This is a genomic window from Dysgonomonas termitidis, assembly GCF_042654545.1.
In the GTDB taxonomy this organism is placed as follows: Bacteria; Bacteroidota; Bacteroidia; order Bacteroidales; family Dysgonomonadaceae; genus Dysgonomonas; species Dysgonomonas termitidis.
Genome location: NZ_JBHSGN010000058.1, coordinates 1 through 22,208 on the forward strand (window position 1 = coordinate 1; position 22,208 = coordinate 22,208).

Here is a 22,208-nt window from a genome sequence, read left to right on the forward strand (position 1 = left end):
ATGTTGTATGCCGGCTGTATCTTCATAATAGGAATCATTATTGGAGTATGTCCTTCGTCGCATATTTTTTACTGTTTACTGTTTACTGCTAACTGATTAATTCGGTTCTCCTACCCGTATGCTATACTTACCAGCCGTATAACACCAGAGGTTTATTTCCACAGCCTTCCCTGCCGGAATGCTCACCGATACATTGCCGTAGTCGTTAACATACACATCGCCTGTAGCCGGCAGCGTGACGGTTATTGCCGCCGCGCTGCCGTTATAGGCGCGTATGCACATCTCCGCCCCTGTAGGGATAACGCCCGTTACAGACAGTGTGCTGGCGGCGGCCAGCGTCGCATTTACATTGCCACCATTGGCCACCGGTATGCCGGCCAAAGTAGCCACATTCTGCGACGCGGATTCGAAAGCGTAGCGCGTGGTCATTGCCGATAAGGAGTTTATAAGCGCATCCCAGCCTATTACCTTCATCTGCCCGTTAGCCAGCACATTCACATAGCCTTTATTTGCTTCCTGGTCTTCCGTTCCCAGGACTATCCCGGCCAGTAGTTGCGTCGCGATGTCCACCACGTCGGCGCCGACATCCGCCCAGTCGAACACGGCAGGCTCCGTATCCTGCGTATTAGCAAGCACAAGGCGGTGATTATCGAAGTCGTTGCGCACCCATGTGGAATTAAATATTTCGGCTGCCGTGTGGTCGCCGCCATTAGCGTCCTTGAATGTCGAGGCGGCGGGGTCTGCGGCATTATACACGAGATCGGTATATCCGGGCCAGATATACGAGATCGCGTAAACTGTCAGCGTCTGTTTATCCGCATTCGTCAGCGGGCTGCCAAGCTGCCCGAAATCGTTGTGCGGCAACGCACCCCCGGTACCCTGTAGCTCAGCTATGCGGGCCGAGTTGTATTGTATCTGCGCCAGCAGGTCGGCGTCCGCCTGCTCGCGGGCCGCCTCTTCATCCTGCATAGTCTCCGTCAGCGACTGGTTGCGGTCATTGATATACTGGTTAAGGCCGTTGATATTATTAATATCCACGCCGTCCGACTTGTGGAAGAACGAATCCATCCAGTCCCAGAACTGCTCCTGTGTCGGGTAAGATCCTGTCGTAAACCACGACTTTAATGTTTCTAAAGGTCGAATCATGAAAGTGAAAAATTAAAAGTGAGAAGTGAGAAGTGAAAAATATTCTTCGTTCTTCGTTTTTCGTTTATAACTTAATAATGTATGCCAGCACATAATACGGCGGGCGGTTTTCGTGCGGCTGCCCCTCGCCGGAGGATGCCGTAGTACCGTAATCATCGAGAGAGTAGGCTGAATGTAGGGTACCCCTGTCCATGTCGGCCATTTTTCCCGGTACACCCTCGTGTACGTGCGGGCCGTTCTGTTCGGAGGTTAATGCTACCTGCTTGCTTCCGCCTGTTTTGCCGATGGCGTCATAATCCTCGTCGTTCGGGTTGTAGCCGACAACGAATCGGCCGGAGAGGTTTACCGGGCTCTGGACGCCGTCGCACAACGCCCAACCGGCGGGTACATTGGCCGGGGAACCCGACCACATAACGATAATCCCGGCGGGCAGGCCCTGCAATCCGGAGAGCGTCTGGTTAATGGCGTCGATAGCCGACGCCAATGCCTTGTTGGTAGCGATGGGTGCAAAGTCGGCCCAGTTCCGTTGCTCGTTACCCAGCCCGAACTTAACCGTGCGGGAAATATATACTTGCGGGAAGTGGTAGCCTGAGGCGTCCACATCGCGCCGTATTTCTTCCACATATACGGTATTTAATTTCGCGCCGCCGGCGAATGGCAGTATCTCGCCGTTAATAACTACATATCCCGGCGTTACATTCACGCCCTCCTCCTGGCAGCCGGAGAGTATATATATTCCGTCGCCGCCCAGCGCGGACAGTTGCGCCACCAGCATTATCATCTCCTGGCTGAATTGCATCGTGTCGCTCGATAGCGGGAATTGCGATTGTCCTAAGTAATTTACATTGTTCATTTTTTTAGTTACGAGTTACAGGTTACGAGTTACGAGTTGCTTGCGCAATTCTTCATTCTTCATTCTTCATTCTTAATTATTATCACATATCTCTTCCCCGCCATCTTATAATATCGTAGCAGCGAGTTCAGCCGGTTGTATTCGTCGCCGGTAAGGTTCAGCGAGGCGGGCAGGATCACCGCAAAGTCGATACCGTCCGCGCCGATGAACGCCTCACGATTTAATATAAATATACCCAGCATAATGGGCCTGTCTTCACTTTCGAGCCAAAGAAAGCGGCCCCATTCATTCTCCGGGGCGTCGGTGATCCGGATGCGCCGGAGGCTGTAATCGAAAGCATCGTTAAGCACGGCCTGCAAGTAACATACCTGCCCGTTGTGCCCCAAATTATAGGCTATATCGCCCCGGAAGCCAAGAAAGGAAATATATAGCAGCGACACAGGCTTTAACGCCCCGTTCAGGAAAGCCGCCAGCACGGGGTTGCGTAGCATCGGCGGCAGCAAGAGCAATGCCAGGCGGGAGTAGGATATTCTGTACCAGTTCATTTTTTTTTAGTTACGAGTTACAAGTTACGAGTTACGAGTTATTTTGACTGTTTACTGTTTACTGTTTACTGCTAACTGTCATACGCTATCATATTAATTACAATATCGCTTTCATTATATGCTCTCAGATACCCGGCTACGGGTGTCAGCTTCGCATTTATAATATCGAATGCGAAAGCCCCGCCGCCCGGATGGCTATACGCCGCTTTCAGTTCCGGGATCACTACCCCCTCGACGCCCTGCAAGGTGTCGACCAGCGCCATGTTCGAATATTCGCCGTTGAAGGGCAGGTTTTCGATATAGCCAACAATCGCGACGCGCACAGCATCCCGCACGCGGTCGGCCAGCAGCATAGCATTGTAATAGATATCCACCTCGCACCTGTACGCGTCGGGTGACAGGTTCACCAGGTCGATGCGCACGCCGGCGTCTTTTATCCAGTCGATATATTCCTTCACCTGGGCGGCTGTCGCATCAGGCAGTTTGTCGCGTAAAGCATCGCCCCCGGCTATCTTGATCAGGATTTTGGACGAGTCCGGCGGTTCCACGGCTGCCGCATATTTAACGACCTTTGCTGCCTCGTCGATCACCGGGTAAATGTCGCTGTCTTCAGGAAGCAGATAACCGTCCTGGAAGGCAAGCGTTTTGTTCCGGTACCATTTCAGGCGGTGCGGCTTTTGCGCCGACAAAGTATCTTCCACCTCGCGCCGGTGGATGTCAAACAGCGTCTCCAGTGTCCAGGTAGAAGCGGCCACGACGAAAAACAAAATGCTTTCGATGGAGACAACAGAAAACTGCTCCTCGAATGTCTTTGTAGCGTCCAGTTCGTATTTATCCCGGATGGCCGGATCGGATATCCAGGCGTCGGTCATTTCTTTTTTTATTTGTTGGATTGTACGGGCCATATATTTTAGTTATGAGTTATAAGTAATGAGTTATAAGTTACGAGTAGACGAGATACGAGTTATTTACTGCTTACTGTTTACTGTTTACTGCTAACTGTTAACTGACTGCGAAGTCGATTCCTATCCCCATATACCCGATACCTCCGGGCAGGTCTACCGCACCCGTGGCCGGTGTTAGTCCACGCACGTGGTAGTAGTTATACACCTGGCTGTCGCGCGGGGAGGCGGTGGCCAGTTCCGCCCCCGGCTCCAGCGCGTCGGTGATGCTCCGGTTATTGGCTACTGCCAGGTCGAAGACGCCTTCCAGTGTACCGCTCTCCTGGAGGGAGAGGTCGGGAAGGGATTGCGAGTTCAGGGCTTTAGTTTCCATTTCAGGAATAATGTGATTAAACCAATACCGATCACCGCCATAAATACCTTGCCGAACCAGCCGCACACAATCTGCCAGTTTGTTTGCCTGTACACTTCTACCGTTTTTAGTTCCTTGTCCTCCAGTTCGCTCACCCTATTTTGCAGATGGAATATCTCCGTTTCCTTCTCTACAATTAATTGGCTCAGGCTGTCGCAGTTGGCTGTCACCTTTATACTGTCCCCGCTGATGCGCTCTACCGTTACGGTGGCCTGCCCCTGCTTTCCGGTGTATTTCGCACCGATGGGCAGGTCTGCCAGGCTGCCGAAGTTCAGGTCGAGCGACGCAGCCGAGGCCGGAACCGTCAGCAGGCGGGCGCGCTCCCGCTCGACGCGGCTGGTACTGTCCGCCCGGCTGTTATTGGCAATAACCGAATGTTCGCTTTTAGGCTGCGGGGATTTGCAGGCAAATAATCCAATCAACATCACTACGAATGTTATTATAAGCCAAATTCTCTCTTTCATTGTCCGGAAAATTTAAAGTCATTCAACCTGTTCAGCCAGCCTTTCAGGAATACCCTTTGCGTCGGGTCTTTTTCCACGATATTTTCAAAATGCTGTTTCCGGCGCAGCCATAGTTTTTTAAACAGCTCCGACTGGTCGGGGTATTTGTTTATAGCGTCCAGTGTCTTAGGGCCTACAATACCATCTGCGACGACACCCAATACCTGTTGCGGATATTTGATACCATAAACGCCGGAACCCCAAAGCCAGTCTACAAGAAGATTCGCTATCGACTGGTTGTCTATCTCATCGGCCCGCCATTTATCCCAAAACATCGGCTTAAGGATATCGCCCCATTCTTCATCGGTCATGTTCTTAAGATCCTCGATAGTCGTTACCGGAAATCCTTTTTTCTTCCTGTAAGCCGTGTATGTTGCCAGAGTGACATCCCTGTTTGTAGGGCCGCCTTTATCGTTGGGATGATTTACATAACCGCCGCTCCAGCGGTTGATAATCGGAATCAGTAATTTAATTTTTGCCATCTTCTTTGTCTTTGTTTTCGTTATTAAATATTTTCGCCCGGTATGAATAATCTATACCGAACACTGTTCCTACGAATGTCAGTATCTCGCCGAACGCGATCAATACGGAATTATCGATCACGCCCCGCGGCGGCACGCAGAACCCGGCGATCAGTAATCCGCAGCCCACGATAATGAGAAATACCGAGATGCCTAGTTGCACTTTTAGTTTCATATTTCTTCCTTGTTAATCTTAGTAACTATCTGTTCTTTAATATCATCATATTGTATCCCGACACGTGCAAGGCTGATCTCGATTGTCTTGCGTATTTCCTCTGTATCCCGGCCTCCCCTTATCATAAGCAGCAGGTTTGCGCCGCATACAGGATCTTCTTTTATCTCGCCTTTATTTACCGACAGTACGATGTATGCATCCTGTATTTGCCGTTCGCCGACAACCAGCCCGCCGGTGATCCTGCCCCGGCTGTCATGTTTTACGTTTATCAGCAGATCGTTGCCCGTATCCAGTAATATACCCTTTTTCATCAGTGCGTTATTTTATTGTCCTCAATATCATCCTGTTTGGTAACTATTATCTGTTGCCCCGCCCATGCCGCTGCCGCCGTTTTCAGGGCTGCCCCGCCATCGTTAGGAGCCGGAAGCCATGCCGCGAATACCTGTTTAAGCATATTGTTATCGTTTTCGAGGGCATTGATCCGCTTTGTCAGTTCCGGCGCATTGACCAGGCCGTCGTTGCCGCCGCCGTTGAAAATTATCTTTCCGGCCTTGGTTTCCACAAGTTCCACATCCTCGGCGTTGATAAGGAATGTTACAACCTCCTGCCCGTCGATAATGCCAATAAGGCACGTAGAACCAACAGCCGGTTTTATGTCCGTATAACCAAATCCAAGGGCAACATCGCGATATTCCCCACCGTCGCCGGTTCCCCTGGCGTCCATGGTCTTGTTTTCCCAATCCACGGACACACACTCCACAAAGCGGATTTGCGCCTGCCTCGCTTCCTGTGTCTTACGGCCTATATTTTCAGCAAACTTGTCTATCTCACTCATAACGCGGCTTTGTTTCCTATCGTAATTTCCTGGCGGATGCCTCCGGGACTAAAATCTTTCACAACCTTGTCTATGTAGTAAAGGCCGTCCATGTTTTTATAAAAGAGGCTTTTCAAATCTATTTTCATGCCCTGCGTTGCGCGTGGTATACCAAAGAGTGTAATTGTACCGTCAAAGCCTTTTGTTTTCTGCAATTCGACGATACGTTTCGCCCTTACTTTTATTTCTTCCAGTGTGAGGTACGGCCAATTCCGTATTTGCACCGTCCCGGACTTGTCACCCTCCTCGTATGTAATGTACTTGCCGTTTCGTTGCAGGGACTTGAATTTTACCTGTATCTTTTCCTCGGCCTTGCTTTTCCTGTTCAGGTTTTCACTTACGGCGTTTTTCTCCAGCAATACGTTTATCGTGCCGCTTTCCTGTGAGTTGCCGTCGGTAGCGTGCAAAACCTTATCGACGAAATAGGTATAAATGCCAAGTTCCTTTTTTAGATTTTCGAGTATGGCAATAGGCGCAACGTCCGTATATTTTACCGTGCCCAGAGGAACGTCCGGGCAAACAACCTTATAGCCGGGCGCGATGGTTTCGAGCAGTTGTTTTAGTATAATGCCTTTTTTACTGACTGTTACCGACCCGCGTTTCAGCCTGAACATTTCATCCTCCAGCTTTATCCGGTACGGCACGCCGTCGGCTACGTCGGAAATATAGCCCTCAAACTCCACCGGTACTTCTCCCGCACCGTACCCGAACCTGACCGTTACCGGGTCGCCGATCTCAAAGAGCCTGTTTGCCTCAATCCTTTTAAAGTCGCGCACATTCCGGGGGAGGACAATTTCGGCCGTTCCTGTAAATTCCTTCCAGCTCTTTTCGGTGTGGATTTCAGAAACCCGGCGGATGCCAAAGCCCGCCCGCCCGCGCGACTCCCGGAACAATATCTCAGCCGCCATTATCAGTGTACTCATAGCAAAAACAGTTCAATCGGTTCATCACTCACGGCGTCGATCTGAAAGGGTATGGCGTTCCAGCGTCCGACAATAGGCCGGATAGAAATATTGGTAATCGTGATGTTATATATTTCTTTGTGCCGGAAGATGTCGCCAAGCACGGGGATAGAATCGCAAACGTTGTCCCACCGCACGAGCGCGTTTATTTGTTCCTGAGTCGTTTCTCCCGTACCGTCGCGCCGTTGCAAGGCTATGCCGCGTATGGTTATATCCCAGTCGCCTTTGCCGTATATCTCTTTCACTGTGCCGGTACTGCCCAAAACCGTCGTTTTGGTGATGTTGGCCTCGCGCGAAAATTCGACTATACACGAATGCGGCAAACGGTAGGTGCCGTAACGGCCCTTTACCACATTGCCGTCGTGTTTGTCGTACATATTGTACTCGCCGCCCTCAAACGTAATTGCGCCGAAAACAGGTGTGCCAAACTCGGACATTACCGTTTCGCTTTTGCTCTCCGGCAAAAAACGGATGTCCGGGAACTCATCGGAGACGTAAGGCGCACTTTTGCCCCACGGTATATAAATAGGGCTGTTAATGCCGAAGATATGCCGGATGGCGTCAGCGATAAATAAAGCGTTGTTTCTTTCCTGTCCTGTCATTTAAGTGAAAAGTTAAAAGTGATAAGTGAAAAATATTTTTCGTTTTTCATTCTTCGTTTTTCCTTTAAGACACGATTGCCAAACTATCGGATAGTTTGTTGTTAATCACCTTGCAGACCTCCTCCGCCATTTCCCTGGTACCTCTAAAGCCGGTGAAGTTGTTGGTAATATTCATCACGATGCTTTTACCACCGCCACTGCCGGAACCGCCAAGGGTGACGCCGTCTTTCGAGCCTTTGCCGCCTTTTTTCTTTCCTCCGGTCGCCAGTCCGTCTCCGGTTCCGGCGGGGGGTGCCCCCTGTTGCCCGCCAGTCTGGAACATTTCGAGAGGGCCGGCGACCTTGTCGGTTTCTTTGTCCTTCTGTGATTCTGCCCACGATGCCGCGCCTTTTGCCGCACCCTCGTCGTATAAGCCGGAAATACTCATGTTCGAGAAACTTTCTTTGGCTTTCATTGCAGCATCATATCCGGACAAATCCCTTGCGCCTTGCTTGGCCGACTCCCAGGCCCCGGAAAAATCACCCGTGAAAAGTTTATAGATAGCCTCACCCATGGCGCCAAGCCCGGAAATAATACCTTTGATACGGTCTATTACAAAATCCTTCAGGATGCCGCCAAAGCCTTTAACAACCTCCCAGACACCCATAACCACTTTGCGGAAGCCCTCAAACTTATTCCAGCATACCACAATAGTCGCTATAAGGGCCGCAATGCCGGCGACTATCCACACTACAGGGTTCGCCCAAAAGGCTGCATTTAACAGCCATTGCGCCGCCGTTTGCAGATGGGTGGCAATAGTCAGGCTTTTCACAAAGGTTATCAGTTTGGAGATACCGGTTGCCGCCGCCGCAACGTTGGCAATAGTGAAAGCGATAGTGCCAAGGCCGATGACAAAAGGCGTTATCCCGCCAATCGCATTAAAGAGGCCTATCTTCAGGTCGTTCACCCATGCCGTCATGCGCGAGATACTTTCCGTCTGCGAATCCATCACAATGGCGGCACTTTCGGAGGCCGCGTTTGTGCCGGTTATGGCTTGCGTCATTTCCTCCTGGGCGTCGATGCTGTTCAATAAAGCCATGGCGGACTTTTCGTTTTCTATACCGAAAATCTGAGCGATAAGAGTAGCGTCGCCCTGTGCCTTTTTCAGTTCTCGTAAGCGGGTTGCAAACGGCAATGTCTTATCCGAAACAATATCATAGTCAACGCCAAGCTGCTTCAACTTCTCTTGCGCCTTGCGTGGTATGATATCTATGCCGCCCATCTTGCCGAGAACGTTACGCAAGCCTACGCCAGCTTCCGAACCTTTGCTCCCGGCTTGCGCCAAAGCCTGCAACGCGGCGTTTGTTTCTTCAAATGAAAGGTTTGCATTTTTGGCCGCTATACCGGAATTTTTAAGAGCCTCGGATGTGTCCGCCACTTCCGATGCACCCTCATTGCCGGCCGCCGCCATTACGTTCATCATGCGTGTCATTTCGGCCGCCGCCTGTTTCGGGTTGGTGAGGTCAACGCCAAATTGCAGCATGGACGTTGTCAGGGCGTCCATTGCCCCTACCGCGTCGTTTTGCATCAGCTTGCTAAGGGTAGAAACGTCGTGCCCCATCGACGCCAAAGCGTCGTTATCTTTCGCGACGGCAGGCCCGAACTGTGCAATGATAGACCCGAAACTTTCCAACTGGGCAGAGGCGTCGCCGCCAAAGTCTTTTGCAAGCTGGCGGGCGCTGTCTCCCAGTCGCTCCATTTCCGCATCGGTTTGCCGGGTGATGGATTGCACGTTTTTCATCTGCACCTCAAAGCCCATACCCGGTTGCATCGCCTCCTCGAACTGGTTTGTCAAATCCCGTATCGAATCCGCCGTGGCCTTCAGGTCCATAGCCGACAGCTTCTTTATTTCTTCCCCCGCGTTGTTGGCCGCCTCTGTAATGCCGTCGATAGCCTCCGCCGCATGTTCCGCCGCGTCGGTCACTCCTTCTACCGGCGACGAAATGTTGTCGGTAAATTCAGCTATCCATTGTGTTACTATCTGGCTCATCTTTAAATATGATTGCGGCGGCCTCTAAAATGCCTTTTTTGATTGCGATCGATTGTATTTCTATTTCCGTTTCCTTCAGGAACTTATATTTAGCATAGCAGGTAAGCCATTCATCCTCGGACAACTCTTTTGCCTTTACGCCGAAAGTATGCTCTATGACTAAGTCTATTTGCGCAAAGGTGTTTCCCTTAAATGACTTGTAAGCCTCCTCTATGCTTTGGTAAAAAGCTGTTTACCCTGTCTTGATATGGCGGTTAAAGCCGTTAAAACATGCTGGTAAACGACGCCGTCTTCGAGTTCCTCCGGATTGAACCGGGAATGCCTGACAAGCATGTTTTTTATCATCGTGTCGGTTACCTCGTTAATATTGTCCTTGCACGCGGCCAAACTGTCTATAAGGTCTTTTGACGGTCGCCGGGCTATAAACTGGTAGCGTTCGTCGGCGTCTATGGCTACGTCTATTACATACAACTTCCTGTACTTCGCCTCCAGGTCGTCAAACTCCGGCTGGTCTATTATCCAAAGTTTTTCACGCGCTGTTTTTTCTTTTGCTTCGCCTTGCGCCTGCGTTTCCCCGCCTTTACCGGCTATTACGGCCGCGCCAAGCCCGGTGGCTAATATTGCCGTGCCGCAATCACCGGCAGAGGCCATTGTTACCTTTTCCTTTACCGCATGTGCAAAATCCGTGCTTGCCAGCATACCGGCGGCAAACAAAAACACCAGGCCCATAAGGGCAAAAACTATAAATCTTTTCATTTTCTTGTTATTTTTTTAGTTATGAGTTACATTTTTAGTTACGAGTTACGAGTTACGAGTTACAGGTTACGAGTAATGAGTTGCTTTTTTCTTGTAACTCGTAACTGCCTGAAAGGCGCAGTAACTCGTAACTGCTTACTGTTTACTGATGACTGTTTACTGTTAAATTATATTCCAGTCGATGTGGGAAATAATCAGTTTGAATTTTCGTGAGATGGTTTTGTCGCCTTGCTTCACCTCTACGCCGTTGTCCGTAAACTCACAGTTGCGGATGCGGTCTTTGTAGATAATGCCCTGGTACTTGTATGTAACGGCAATGTCGAACGGCGCGATGTCCTGTATGCGCTTGCCGGGGCCTAAAGATTGTTGCAGGGCGATAACCTCCTCCATGTATAGCGTGACGGAGCATTCCGCCTCGTAGTTGCCCTCGCCGCGTCCTATGGGCATGCCTCCCGCCCCGCGCGCGTTCTCCTTGTCTACGTTGTCGTTGTATGACAGTTCGGTTATACCCTCTGCGTCGCGGCCAAGCATGGTAAGGGTGACGTTGTTCCACCCCGCCATTTTCCCGAACCTGTTTATTAATAATCCTACTTGCATGATGCTAATTATTTAATGTGAAAATATGCCGATGTGCCAATATTTTCAGTTATCATTATTTTACCGCTTTGCGCCTCCATTGGCACATTTGCATATTGGCACATTTACTAATTGTTTACTGTTAACTGCTTACTGCTAACTGTTTAAACTGACCGGGTAAAACCGAGGTCGACCTCAAATTCATGCACAACACCATCGGCGACAAATTGCACTTTGATGTTAAAAGGCCTGGTAGATACGGCCGCCTGCTTCGGATTGATGTATATATCGAAGGCGGCAATGTCGCGTGCTCTTACCATTTCTTCCAGTGCCTTGCGCACGCGTCCGTCCCAGTCGGTTATGGTTGTATTCTTGATGTATCCGGTGCCCGGGTCGCTTTCCACCTTCGAGCGTATACGCGGGATAAGCGTGGCGCGGATAATGCGCGCGCCCTTGTTCCATATCGCGTTGCGTTCGGCATAGCAATAGTCGCTGTCTGCCTCGGTGCATGTATGGGAGTCGGAGAAGAAATAGCCGCCATAGCCCGCAAAGACTCCAACGTAGTTATAACCGAGTTCGTCGAGTTTCTTCTGGTCGGCTCCCGAAAGGGTTTCAAACTTTTTGCCGTTACTCAACGCGGCGGATAGCCAACGCCCGGTTTTTACGTCCGTCAGCGTGTAATCCTGTTCCGCCTTGCGGGCTTTTGGTTTTACCTCGATATCTACGGAACCGAGGTTCTCATGTATCGAGCGCACCAGGAGCATGCCCAGGGCGGAACCGACGGCCGCATGGTTTTCATACGCGTCGTCGAGCGCGACAATTGCCGGGTCTTGCGCCCAGACAGGCATAATTGTCTCGCTGTCATATTCGCGTAGCGCCGGATAATCCGCAACCGTCGCCCCGGTGAGATACGCACCTTTGCCCTCGATCACGGCTACATCTATGTAGATAAAATCTTTTTTGAGATCATCTGCGAGCAATTGCATACCCGTAACCGCAACACCTATGTCGGCGTCGTCCGTCAGTCCGGCAACCCCGATCGTGTTAACGTTCGGGATGGAACGCAAGGCCGCTATAAATTCCGTCAGGTTTTTCAGATCGCTTTCTTTGGTCGCTTTAGGTACTGCGATAACATGTACGGAGGTTTCCGGCGACAAACGGAATATTTCGGACAGGTGATAGTACGAAAGTTCCTGGTTTGCCGTGTCACTTTCGGCGGTTATGCCCCTGGCCTCCGCGTCTTCTATTTGCAGAAGCTCATAGGCCTTGTACAATTCCAGTTTATCGGGAATAGCACCGGCACCGATAACAAGAACCGCGACGCGGCCGGCGGGTTCTCCCCCGCCAAGCCCGCCGTCAAGTTTATTTATTTGTGCACCTGTAAAACTCATTTTGCAGTCTTTTTAGAAGTTGTTGTTTTTGCTTTTGCTGGTGCCGGCTTCTTTCCGGTTGCGTTTGCGATCATTGTCCGCAAATCTTCGTCAGGGGTTTCGGCGTAGAATGCTATATCAAGCTTATTATCCCTTATATAACCTTCGAGCCCGGCCCTGTCCATGTTGCCGATATCGGCGGCCCCGGCCTCCTTGCGGCGGAACGTCTCAACGTCCAACTCTTTTTTTGCCGCATGGTTTTTGGCGTGTACTTCGTCAAAAAACGGCTGTCCGTCTGTAGTTATATATACTTTGTCCACTTTCGGGTAACGTTTAAAAACGCTGTCCGCCGTCTTTTTCAATTCTGCTGTATCCATATTGTTAATTTGTATTTTAGTTACGAGTTACGAGTTACAGGTTACGAGTAATGAGTTGCTTTTTTCTTGTAACTCGTAACTGCCTGAAAGGCGCAGTAACTCGTAACTGTCTACTGTTTACTGCTTACTGTTAACTGCTTACGAATTCCCGGAAACAATAGCCCCGAAGCCATAGTCGACAACGCGGTCTACGAGTCCGTAAGTTTGTGTCCTGAACTCCGATGTAGGGTGTGCGTTACGTGTGTCGGTGTGCTCATCCTTATAGAGTATCTTCACGCTGTCGAGGTGATAGACTGCATTAGGCGCATAAAAGAATGTCGACGCATATTGGTCGCCGGCGATTTTTACGGAACCTTTCGGTTTCTTGTTTCCGTCGGCATCGAACAGCGGCGCGGCGTTATTGTCAAAGAATTTGAAGCCCATCACACTCTTTACTTTCCCTGTGCGGACATCAAAAAAGATTTCCTTGTTAGAGAAATACGGGGCCGCGTCGCGGTCGAGGATAAGGTCGGTCGAGTGCTTGGCGTTGAGAATTAAATTCAATTGGTCGACCAACGGCAGGTTCAAATCTTTTACCATTTCCAGATACTCGACAACATCGCGGAATGTACAACGCTTGCGGCCGGTTCCGTCATTATTACCGGTTGTACGCATTACCGGCATGTTCGGATTGTCCGAATCCTCCGGACAAAGTTTCCACATTGTGTGGTCACGGATACCGATCTTGAAAGCCTCGGTATGTTTTACCCGCACCTCCGCGCGCTTATCGTAAGGTAATGCGCGGATTTCGTCGTCGTCCACTTCAGTCGGGTCTGTGTCGTACCATTCCCACGGGACAATTACCTTTTCCCCGTTCATCTTCTGGGGATTGAAGGCTGTCACGTTATTCACATAAAAACCGACGTTGTTGATTAACTTGTTGTAGCGGAGGCCGTCGGCCGATATAGCCTTTTTCGGTGCTCCGGGAATAACGCCTATGAAGTCGTCTTTATAGTTGCGGAATTCCTGTAATAGTTGTGGCGCAACATACTGTGTCAGATGTTGCCCCGGTGATGAAGTTCCCATATATTATTAATTTGAAAATTTGAAAATTAGCATATTAGCAAATAAAAAAGCTATTGGCCATTAGCTAACAGCTATTAGCTAAATTGGCACATTGGCATATTTGCTCATTGACTCATTGACTCATTATTTCAGGTTGTTACGTACCAGATAATTGCTATACAATTCGTCGTATGTGTCGATGTCGTCTTCCATCAATGCCGCCAGGGCGTCCGGATCTTCTTCTTGCAGTTCCTCGAATGTTTTGCCCTGGTGCTTTACGGTTCCGGTAGCGGTTTTTCCACCACCTGTGTTTGTCGGAATTTTAGCCACCGGGGAAAGCGACGCCAGCAACTTGCTGTTTTTGTCGTAGTTCTCTGTTAATGCCTCCACCCACATTTTCTCGTTGTCGGCGGTGATGCGCTTGTCCTTTACGGCGGCCTCCACCTCCGCTTTGTTCCTCTTTTCGTCAGCCTCTTTTTGCTTTCTTGCGTTTTCGGCTTTCAGGGTCGCCAAGTCCGCCGCCGCGTTTTGCGCGGATGCAATGGCGGCCTGTATTTCCGCCTCTGTTGCATTCTCGGACAATCCAAGGGCTTTCGCCATTGCTTTTAAATCCATTGTTTCTTCGTTTTTATTATCGTTTATAATTGGAATTATAGACGCTGGACAACCGCAAGCCATTATCATGGCGTTTGTGTCCGCGTCTATTTTTGTATTTTCTTTTACGGAGGATATAAAGCCGTTCGCCTTTGCTTCCTTTGCAGTCATCCACCAGTCGCCGGCCTCCCATTGCTTTTCAAAGGTTGCCGCGTCCGTAGCTTTGGCCTTGAATATGTTAAAGTAGTTAGCCTCTATATCCGTTACAAGTTTCAGATATGAGCCTATTTGTTTTGCGGTTCCGTATGCCCCGCCCGATGGTTTGTGTATCATGAACATACCGTTTTCGGGCTGTTCGAAAGTCTCGCAAATAGCCGCTATACGTGTATAAGCGGAGGCAACGAGCGCGCCACCCTCGCCCGTTACCCTGCCTGTAAATACACTTTGTATAATATTGACTATTTCCTCCGCATCGAAGCAGGAACCGCCGGGGCCGTTAAGATATAAATGGGCGTCTGCAATGCCGTTTTTGGCTATCCCGTCTATCATAGTACGGAATTGCTCGCAATCAGTATCCCAACCTATTGTGCCGGTTATGCGTATTAAGGCCGTTTGGCCCTGCGCCGATGCGTTTATATTAAAAGGTATTTTTTTATCCATCTACATGCTGAATCTATTTTGTTATTTGTGCGCTGTTGACAATACAAAAGTGTATGCAAAAAAAGAGGCCCGCAAAGATGTTTGTAAGCCTTACAAACAATATTGTATACCTTACAAACTTCTTTTATTAAGGAGGTGCAAAAACACATCTTTGCCCTGTAATAGTTAGCAGTTAACAGTAAACAGTAAACAGTAAGCAGTAAACAGTAAGCAGTTACGAGTTACTGCGCCTTTCAGGCAGTCACGAGTTACAAGAAAAAAGCAACTCATTACTCGTAACTCGTAACTAAAAATGTAACTCATTACTAAAATATATGGGCAAAAAGAAGCAACCGGAAAAACCGGATTATATCAAGCTAAGGCGCACGGCTTATGAGTATGTCGTGGAGCAGGGCAAGACGCAAAAGGAGGCGGCGCAAATACTTGGCGTGTCTGAAAAGACAATGTCTGAGTGGGCAAACGAGGGCGGATGGCGTGAGCTGCGAAAAACAAGGCAATCGGCCGCAAGTACCGCCCGCGAGAATATCCAACGTATTATTAGTTTGCTTTCCGATAAGCGGCTCAATATTGAATATCAGATTACGGAGGCTATCGACGCCGGCGACGCCGACCTGGAAATACGGCTAAGAAAAGAGGCCGGGCGCATATCCAACGATATGGCATACCAAAATAAAGCCCTCGGAGAACTCAACAAGGAAAAGGGCGCAACACTCGGTATGTATGTAGATATTTTCGACGAGATATTCCGCGCGTTGAAATCATATAGCCCGGAATTATTCGAACAGACAATTGAGTTTCAAACCCTGTATTTGCGACGCAAAAGCAACGAATTAGGCTAAAATGGCAAAGTCTCAAAGGAAACGCGACCAGGAAAAGGTAGACGAATATATAAAACGGCTCGAACTTGCCCGGAGTGCGACAACGGTGGACGTGCACGAAACGTTGACCGACAAAATGAACCGCATCCAACGGGCCAAGACCGATGTTAAATATTTAGTCAAAACCTATTTGCCGCATTATGCAGAGGCCGAAAGCGCGGACTTTCAGATAGAGTTTGCCGGCCTTGTGGCACATAATCCGCTTTTTATGGGCTTTGCCGAATGGGGGCGCGGGCTTGCCAAGTCCGTGTGGTGTAATATTATTATTCCGCTTTGGCTATGGGTACGCGGCGAGGATGTTTTCTTTTGCCTGATGTCGGACAGCAAGGAACGGGCGGAGGAGTTGTTGTCGGATATACAGGCGGAACTGGATGGCAACCCGCTTTTGATAAATGACTTTGGCGAACAAAAAGCCGACGGCGATTGGACTATCGGCAACTTCAAAACCATAGACCAACGCTTTATTGGCATGGCGTTCGGTATCAAAAAGAAAGTGCGCGGGATACGCGTCGGCAAACGCCGCCCGAACTTGTGGAGTATCGACGACCTGGAAACGCCGGACACCATCGGCAACCCCAAGCGGATGCGCAAGCAGGCGGAGATCATCGAGCGCGATGTGATCCCCACAATGACAAACAAGCATCACCGCCGGTTATTGTATGCAAACAACCGCTTTGCGCGCGTTATGACGCAAACGATATTGCAGGAACGGCACCCGCACCCGAAATGGTTTGTACATCAAATCAAGGCTTACAATAAAGTAACGCACGAGCCGGCGTGGGACTATTACACCGCCGACTATTACAGGCAGCAGGAAGACAATATGGGCATCCCGGCGGCTTATGCTGAATATTTGCACGAAACAAAGCTGGAGGGTAAGATATTCAGCGAGGATAAAATACAATGGTGCAAACTCCCGGACTTGCGCGACTTTGAAATAATTATATCGCACTGGGACATAGCATATACCAACAACGAGGACAGCGACTATAACGCTGTGAGGGTTTGGGGGCTTAAAGACCGCAGATTCTACCTGATCGACTGCTTTGTAAAACAGGTGGAAATGAAAGACGCCTGTAACTGGATGTGCGAGTTTAAAAAGTCATTGCCCGGCGGTGTGAATATCCTGTTCCAATACGAGTCGCAATTCTGGAATAAGGAAGTACAGCGCAACATCGAGGAAGCAGAGGACGAACACGGCGTTTTCCTCAATATTATGGGTGTTGACATACCGCGCGGGACGAATAAGCTGGGGCGTATCATCAGGCTGGTGCCATACTTCCAGAACTCCCGCATTTATTACAATATAGAGCTAAAGAGCCAAAGCGACACGCAAATAGGTATTATCCAGCTTTGCGCCATCGAGGAGGGCAGCGACGAACACGACGACGCGCCCGACGCCGACCAGTACGCCATATCTACGCTCGATAAATACACCACATCATCGCGGCAGGAAAAGTCCGGCGGAAAACCGTTTAAAACCGGAAAAATGAAACATAGATACGAAATCCCATGAGATATGTAGAAAAAGAAGACCTGATCGAAGTTATCCAGGAGCGCATGCTCGACGACAGTGTCGAACTGGATGACGCCATACTGGACGGATTGGAGGAAAAAGCCATTTCGTTCACTATTACTTATATATCCGGGCGTTACAAGACGGATGAAATTTTCGGCACGCCTGTTATGCGGCACCCGGTGTTGGTACAGGCCATCGCCATGATAGTCGTGTACAGGGCTGTGCGTCGTAATGCCGCGCGCAAAGTGCCCGAAGACTACACCGATATATATAAGGAGGCAAAAGAGATTTTGAACAATATCCAAAGCGGTAGGCAGACATTGCCCGGCATGCCGGAGATAACAGGCGATGACGGCACAACGGCTACGCTCATGTACGGAAATACGACAAACGACGATTTTTTTATATAACAAGCTACTAGCCGTTAGCCATTAGCCATTAGCGGCTAACAGCTATCAGCTATCAGCTAAAAGCTGAAAATATGAATTTTATAGATAAGGCGGCGACATGGTTATTGGCAAAGGCAAGCAGGAACATTGTCGTTGCCGAATATTACAAACGGAGCGAAGGCAAGCGCGTAGACTATAAGCGGCAGGCTACCGTTATGTCGCGCAAGCAGATAAAAGACTGGACAAACGGCATGATCGCGGCCACCGACCCGGACAACCCGAAGCGCGGCGACCTGATGCGATTTTACGAAAACATGAAGTTGGACGGGCACTTAAAGAGTTGTGTCGAAAACCGCATCTTACCGGTGCAATGCGCGCCTTATAAACTGGTAGACAAAAGCGGCAACGAAGACACGGAGGCGAAGAAACTGCTCGAAAAACCATGGATGCTCGACCTTACAAAACTTGTCTGCTCCGAAACCTTCGAGGGTACAAAGCTTATCTGCATGTTCGACATCGACGTCAACGGCGAGCTGAAGCAAGTGGAGGAGGTACCGCAATCCAACTTCATACCGCAAAAAGGGGTTATCCTGATCGAGGAATACGACAGCGACGGGATCAGTTACCGGGAGGGCGCATATAAAAATTATTACTTCCAGGTGGGCGGCGATTGGAGCCTTGGCATTTTCGCCGGCCTGGCAACGGTTATTATTGCTAAAAAATTAGGGCTTGGCGCATGGATGTCGTATGTGGAAAAATACGGGGTGCCGCCGATCTTTGCCATCACCGACCGGATGGACGACAAACGCCGCGACGAACTGTTCGAAATGTTGCACGAGTTCCGCATGAATCATTTTGCGGTATTGCAGGGAAATGAAAAGATAGAGACGCCGCAAGGCTACAACGTGGATGCTTACAACACATTCAAGTCCCTGATGACGGACATTTGCGACCGGGAGATCGAGAAGGCGATACAGGGGAGCTCCGGGCTGAACAATGAAAAAGCATTCGTCGGCGCGGCCGAAGTACAGGAACGCATTTTAGGTTACAGGCACAAAGTCGACAAACTGAAATTCAAATACTACTTTAACACGGAGGTTAAGCCCCGGCTTGTAAAGTTAAGCCCTGCGTATGCTCCGCTGGCAAACCTCACATTTGAGTACGACGAAAGCGAGACGCTTACATTAAAAGAGATATTGGAGGCCGTCAAGGCATTGTCGCAATTCCTTGAGTTTGACATCGAGGAATTGAAGAAAATCACAGGCCTGCCAATTACAAAATTGCGCGCCGCCATAGGGCAACCCCCGGCAGATCCGGAACCGGAACCCGGCGGCACCGAAAAAAAAAAGAGTAAGGTAAGCGGTTTTTCGCTCTTAGCCCCTTACGCGCGCACGGCTTCCCCTTTGAGGGGCGGGGGGCTTACGGTAATACCGATCTATGCCGGCACATGGGACAAAGCGCAGGACGACCTGATAGAGAAAATCAGGAGTGGCGAAATCAAGCCGGAGGAGATAAACAAAGATTTCCTCCTGAAAACATACGACAGGCTGAACAAAGCTGCGCAAACCGGATACGGCAAAGAGTATTACAACGACGCCACCGCGCGCAAGCTGCGTGAAAACCTTTTGCGCTTTTCGGCCACAAAAACCCATGTGCAACAAAAGGAAGTGGAATTATACAGTAATTCCATCGACAACAAAAAGTTGTATGAGGCGGAGGCCGGGAAATATTTAAACCTCCAGAACGGGCACTATCTGGACGTGCAGGCGGCATGGGCGGCACGCAAGGCACAGGCCGCACGGCAGTTCCAGGACTGGATGCTGGGCAAAGACCTTTACCAGCGTGTAAAATTCCGCACGATGAGAGATAAGGACGTGCGTGCGCCGCATGCGGCGTTAGAGGGCATGGTTGTAAATATCGACGACCCGTTTCTGGACGACCACATGACGCCGCTAGACCCTAACTGCCGTTGCTGGTGGGAACAAACGCGCGAGGTATTAACCAACTTCACGCCCGATTATACACCCGATCCGCAATGGTCGGGCAACCCTGCCAAGACCGGCGAGATTTTCAACGACAACAACAGTTACAACCAAAAGGTCGAAAACAGCGAAACGCGTCTGGAGATACGCAGGCAGGCGGAACTTGCAAAGGAATATCTGCCGTATAACCGCGTGATAAAGGCCGGCGACAACAAAGTGTATGTTAATGACTTCGCCGATACAAAGGATTTGCCGCAAAATATTGAAGCCTCCAGGAAGTTAGCTGAAGGGTTGAATAAAGACATCTACATTCGTCCGCATATCAATGTCGACGGCGTAAAAAATCCGGAATTATCTGTCGGGAATAAAAACAGGAAAGCAGACCTGAAAACAATGTCTGAGGGAGCGAGTGTTAAAAATTTCGTTCAGAATCAGATAAAAAAAGCAAGCAAGCAAAATGCCAGTATTGCTGTTCTCGACATATCGGCCTACGATGGTTCGGTAAGTCAGGTTATTTCCGAGATATACGGCGCAATGAGGGGCGGACGCAATAAAAATATAAAAAGCATTGTGTTGATCAACGGCAACGAAGTGATACCGGTCGCCCTGAAAAAGCAATAAGGTAACAGCCGAAACCATTACCTTATTGTACAGATTCTTGACCCGGAAGCCGCGAATCGTTACAAAGATACAATTATTATGGCAAAAAAAAATAAAATACCCGATTTTTCACGTAAGGCTCAGAGGCTTATAAAAGCGCGGCCGCGTATGGTCGCCATAGAATCGGCAAAGTTTTTCAAGGATAGTTTTGTTAATGCCGGTTTTACGGACGAGTCGCTCCGCCCATGGATGAAACACGCGGGGCCGCTTGGAGGCAAAAAGATACTGATAGGCGGCGGAGGCGGCAACACCATGAACCTGATGCAAAGTATCAGGCCCCTGGAGGAGAACGAACAGCGCGTGCGCACCGGTACCGATGTGCCATACTCCGGAATACACAACGACGGCGGCGTTATAACCGTCACCCGCAAAATGAAAAAGTTTTGGTGGGCTAAGTATTACGAGTTTGCCGGGATGACAACCAAAACGAAAGGTGGCAAGGTTTCCAACTCCGCCAGGAACCGGGCAATAAATGCCAAGGCCGAATTTTGCCGCAATATGGCGCTCATGAGGATAGGTGCAAAAATAACTATTCCCAAACGCCAGTATCTGGGGGAAAGCAAAACGCTGTTCCGGCAATTCGAGGATTGGTGGAAAAGTGAAGTGGAAAGGGAGGAGTAATCAGTTAGCAGTCAACAGTCAACAGTTAACAGTGAAATTCATTGGCATATTTGCTAATTGGCACATTGAATTATCACATTGGCATATTAAATAATTAGCATTATGCAATATTGGAACGATATTTATACAGAGATCGCCGAAAAGATAACCGGGCTTAACGAGCGAGGCAAGGTTGATGATATAACCGAACTGGCAACGGTAAAGAGGCCGCAGGACGGTGACGCGGTGCGGGTGATGAGCGAAAAGGACACGGCCGGCAATAGTTTGATTTTTCGCTACACAGTGAAAAAGAACGAGTACGGCATTGTTGTATTCGAGGGCTGGGTAAACACCGGGCGTATATCTTTCGAAGGCAAACTTCCGGAAATACAATTCGTCGACCTTTGGCACGAGCAGGTAAGTTTTCTGACGGAGGAGTTGCCGTTTGCCACGCCCGCCGTATTTATCGGATTCTCCTCTGTGAACATCGAAGACCGGGGGCAACTTGTACAGGACTGCGACATGCAGGTAGATATGTATTTGTTTTTTGAGACATTCTCGGATACATACCAGGGCAGCAAAACACAAAGCCGGGCGCTCGACTACCTGAACAGCCTGACGCGCCTGCACGCGCTCTTTCACGGCAAAGACGGCGAAACATACAGCACCATGCGCCGTGTATATATGGGACGGGAGGAAAGCGGAGGCGCGGGCAACCTGTACCGCGTTTCTTTCCAGTGCAACGTAGTGGACTATTCAGCGCAACATATATACACCGAAAGCGAGAACCCGGACGCGGAGCTGGAGATAGAAGAAGGCGGCGTCCCCGTAATCGAAGAAACACCGCCTTTGTATGATGTTGGTTAATTTATCAGTTCAACAAAAAAAAGGCGAGCAGATCTGCCAGGAGTGATCGCCTTTTTTGTCCTTATTCCGGGAAAAACAGTTCTAATTGCGCTCTCGCTTCTGCCTCTCTCCTTGCTGCCTTTGCCGCTTTTCCGGCGGTCTTTTCTGCCTCTTCTTTGTCCAGTACTGCTAATTCATGTTTGGCATTTCGCGCAAGATATTTATTGAATGCAGGTTCGGAAACAAAGAAAACATCTTCAATGAGGTTTTTAAATATCCACCGTTGAGTGGCGCCTCTTTTCTGCTCTTTTATCACAATTTCCTGTATTGCAATGATTTTGAGTAATAAATTACGCTTGTTATATGCCATATCCGAAATATTTTGTACTTTTGCCTTTGCCGCCGGCCTTTTGCAAAATCTTTCGGGATATGT

General features: G+C 49.5%; 27 protein-coding genes. 7 read left to right on the forward strand and 20 right to left on the reverse strand.

Annotated elements, in window-relative coordinates; all coding sequences use genetic code 11:
• Positions 1–96 precede the first annotated feature (96 nt).
• The 13 genes from ACFO6W_RS07310 to ACFO6W_RS07370 all read right to left on the reverse strand — a co-directional run bounded on the left by ACFO6W_RS07310 (position 97) and on the right by ACFO6W_RS07370 (position 9,365).
• A complete protein-coding gene (locus ACFO6W_RS07310; RefSeq protein WP_379994830.1) occupies positions 97–1,146 on the reverse strand; it encodes a hypothetical protein in 1,050 nt (349 codons plus the stop codon).
• Between the two features lie 64 nt (positions 1,147–1,210).
• On the reverse strand, positions 1,211–1,999 hold the full coding sequence (locus ACFO6W_RS07315; RefSeq protein ID WP_379994832.1) for a hypothetical protein: 789 nt from the start codon (positions 1,997–1,999) through the stop codon (positions 1,211–1,213).
• Positions 2,000–2,058: 59 nt separating this feature from the next.
• Positions 2,059–2,544 carry a hypothetical protein gene (locus tag ACFO6W_RS07320; protein WP_379994834.1) on the reverse strand — a complete coding sequence of 162 codons (486 nt, stop codon included), beginning with the start codon at positions 2,542–2,544 and terminating at the stop codon, positions 2,059–2,061.
• A gap of 71 nt (positions 2,545–2,615) precedes the next feature.
• Positions 2,616–3,449 carry a hypothetical protein gene (locus ACFO6W_RS07325; protein ID WP_379994836.1) on the reverse strand — a complete coding sequence of 278 codons (834 nt, stop codon included), beginning with the start codon at positions 3,447–3,449 and terminating at the stop codon, positions 2,616–2,618.
• A 97-nt stretch (positions 3,450–3,546) separates the two neighbouring features.
• Positions 3,547–3,819 (reverse strand): hypothetical protein, encoded by a 273-nt coding sequence (locus ACFO6W_RS07330; protein ID WP_379994838.1) that lies wholly within the window; start codon positions 3,817–3,819, stop codon positions 3,547–3,549.
• Positions 3,801–4,322, reverse strand: coding sequence for a hypothetical protein (locus tag ACFO6W_RS07335; protein ID WP_379994840.1), 522 nt, complete (start codon positions 4,320–4,322; stop codon positions 3,801–3,803). The genes ACFO6W_RS07330 and ACFO6W_RS07335 overlap by 19 nt, the downstream gene beginning before the upstream one ends.
• A complete protein-coding gene (locus ACFO6W_RS07340) occupies positions 4,319–4,843 on the reverse strand; it encodes a glycoside hydrolase family 108 protein (protein ID WP_379994842.1) in 525 nt (174 codons plus the stop codon). The genes ACFO6W_RS07335 and ACFO6W_RS07340 overlap by 4 nt, the downstream gene beginning before the upstream one ends.
• Positions 4,830–5,057, reverse strand: coding sequence for a hypothetical protein (locus tag ACFO6W_RS07345; RefSeq protein WP_379994844.1), 228 nt, complete (start codon positions 5,055–5,057; stop codon positions 4,830–4,832). Before ACFO6W_RS07345 ends, ACFO6W_RS07340 begins: the two co-directional genes overlap by 14 nt.
• Positions 5,054–5,368, reverse strand: coding sequence for a hypothetical protein (locus tag ACFO6W_RS07350; protein WP_379994846.1), 315 nt, complete (start codon positions 5,366–5,368; stop codon positions 5,054–5,056). The genes ACFO6W_RS07345 and ACFO6W_RS07350 overlap by 4 nt, the downstream gene beginning before the upstream one ends.
• Positions 5,368–5,892 (reverse strand): hypothetical protein, encoded by a 525-nt coding sequence (locus ACFO6W_RS07355; RefSeq protein ID WP_379994848.1) that lies wholly within the window; start codon positions 5,890–5,892, stop codon positions 5,368–5,370. Before ACFO6W_RS07355 ends, ACFO6W_RS07350 begins: the two co-directional genes overlap by 1 nt.
• Entirely contained in the window at positions 5,889–6,854 is a 966-nt protein-coding gene (locus tag ACFO6W_RS07360) for a hypothetical protein (RefSeq protein ID WP_379994850.1), read from the reverse strand. The genes ACFO6W_RS07355 and ACFO6W_RS07360 overlap by 4 nt, the downstream gene beginning before the upstream one ends.
• A complete protein-coding gene (locus ACFO6W_RS07365; RefSeq protein WP_379994852.1) occupies positions 6,851–7,330 on the reverse strand; it encodes a DUF6046 domain-containing protein in 480 nt (159 codons plus the stop codon). Before ACFO6W_RS07365 ends, ACFO6W_RS07360 begins: the two co-directional genes overlap by 4 nt.
• 229 nt (positions 7,331–7,559) lie before the next feature.
• Positions 7,560–9,365: a phage tail tape measure protein gene (locus tag ACFO6W_RS07370; RefSeq protein ID WP_379994984.1), complete on the reverse strand. Its 1,806-nt coding sequence runs from the start codon at positions 9,363–9,365 to the stop codon at positions 7,560–7,562.
• Here ACFO6W_RS07370 and ACFO6W_RS07375 point away from each other — a divergent pair.
• Entirely contained in the window at positions 9,349–9,552 is a 204-nt protein-coding gene (locus tag ACFO6W_RS07375) for a hypothetical protein (RefSeq protein ID WP_379994986.1), read from the forward strand. The two genes, ACFO6W_RS07370 and ACFO6W_RS07375, sit on opposite strands and share 17 nt — an antisense overlap.
• Before the next feature lie 182 nt (positions 9,553–9,734).
• On the opposite strand, the gene ACFO6W_RS07380 is transcribed toward ACFO6W_RS07375, so the two are convergent.
• The 6 genes from ACFO6W_RS07380 to ACFO6W_RS07405 all read right to left on the reverse strand — a co-directional run bounded on the left by ACFO6W_RS07380 (position 9,735) and on the right by ACFO6W_RS07405 (position 14,901).
• On the reverse strand, positions 9,735–10,280 hold the full coding sequence (locus ACFO6W_RS07380) for a hypothetical protein (RefSeq protein WP_379994854.1): 546 nt from the start codon (positions 10,278–10,280) through the stop codon (positions 9,735–9,737).
• 162 nt (positions 10,281–10,442) lie between these two features.
• Positions 10,443–10,877 carry a hypothetical protein gene (locus ACFO6W_RS07385; protein ID WP_379994856.1) on the reverse strand — a complete coding sequence of 145 codons (435 nt, stop codon included), beginning with the start codon at positions 10,875–10,877 and terminating at the stop codon, positions 10,443–10,445.
• A 143-nt stretch (positions 10,878–11,020) separates the two neighbouring features.
• On the reverse strand, positions 11,021–12,247 hold the full coding sequence (locus tag ACFO6W_RS07390) for a DUF2586 family protein (protein WP_379994858.1): 1,227 nt from the start codon (positions 12,245–12,247) through the stop codon (positions 11,021–11,023).
• On the reverse strand, positions 12,244–12,603 hold the full coding sequence (locus ACFO6W_RS07395) for a hypothetical protein (RefSeq protein ID WP_379994860.1): 360 nt from the start codon (positions 12,601–12,603) through the stop codon (positions 12,244–12,246). Before ACFO6W_RS07395 ends, ACFO6W_RS07390 begins: the two co-directional genes overlap by 4 nt.
• Before the next feature lie 138 nt (positions 12,604–12,741).
• On the reverse strand, positions 12,742–13,668 hold the full coding sequence (locus ACFO6W_RS07400; RefSeq protein ID WP_379994862.1) for a hypothetical protein: 927 nt from the start codon (positions 13,666–13,668) through the stop codon (positions 12,742–12,744).
• A 123-nt stretch (positions 13,669–13,791) separates the two neighbouring features.
• A complete protein-coding gene (locus ACFO6W_RS07405; protein ID WP_379994864.1) occupies positions 13,792–14,901 on the reverse strand; it encodes an ATP-dependent Clp protease proteolytic subunit in 1,110 nt (369 codons plus the stop codon).
• Positions 14,902–15,215: 314 nt separating this feature from the next.
• Between ACFO6W_RS07405 and ACFO6W_RS07410 the strand changes: the two genes are divergently transcribed.
• The 6 genes from ACFO6W_RS07410 (at position 15,216) to ACFO6W_RS07435 (ending at position 21,796) form a co-directional block, all read left to right on the forward strand.
• Positions 15,216–15,740 (forward strand): hypothetical protein, encoded by a 525-nt coding sequence (locus tag ACFO6W_RS07410; protein WP_379994866.1) that lies wholly within the window; start codon positions 15,216–15,218, stop codon positions 15,738–15,740.
• Position 15,741: 1 nt separating this feature from the next.
• A complete protein-coding gene (locus ACFO6W_RS07415) occupies positions 15,742–17,295 on the forward strand; it encodes a hypothetical protein (protein WP_379994869.1) in 1,554 nt (517 codons plus the stop codon).
• Entirely contained in the window at positions 17,292–17,708 is a 417-nt protein-coding gene (locus tag ACFO6W_RS07420; protein ID WP_379994871.1) for a phage protein Gp36 family protein, read from the forward strand. Before ACFO6W_RS07415 ends, ACFO6W_RS07420 begins: the two co-directional genes overlap by 4 nt.
• A gap of 71 nt (positions 17,709–17,779) precedes the next feature.
• Positions 17,780–20,290 carry a phage portal protein family protein gene (locus ACFO6W_RS07425; RefSeq protein ID WP_379994873.1) on the forward strand — a complete coding sequence of 837 codons (2,511 nt, stop codon included), beginning with the start codon at positions 17,780–17,782 and terminating at the stop codon, positions 20,288–20,290.
• 78 nt (positions 20,291–20,368) lie between these two features.
• On the forward strand, positions 20,369–20,950 hold the full coding sequence (locus tag ACFO6W_RS07430; RefSeq protein ID WP_379994874.1) for a hypothetical protein: 582 nt from the start codon (positions 20,369–20,371) through the stop codon (positions 20,948–20,950).
• Between the two features lie 102 nt (positions 20,951–21,052).
• Positions 21,053–21,796 (forward strand): hypothetical protein, encoded by a 744-nt coding sequence (locus ACFO6W_RS07435; RefSeq protein WP_379994876.1) that lies wholly within the window; start codon positions 21,053–21,055, stop codon positions 21,794–21,796.
• Positions 21,797–21,857: 61 nt separating this feature from the next.
• On the opposite strand, the gene ACFO6W_RS07440 is transcribed toward ACFO6W_RS07435, so the two are convergent.
• A complete protein-coding gene (locus ACFO6W_RS07440; protein ID WP_379994878.1) occupies positions 21,858–22,145 on the reverse strand; it encodes a hypothetical protein in 288 nt (95 codons plus the stop codon).
• Positions 22,146–22,208 lie beyond the last annotated feature (63 nt).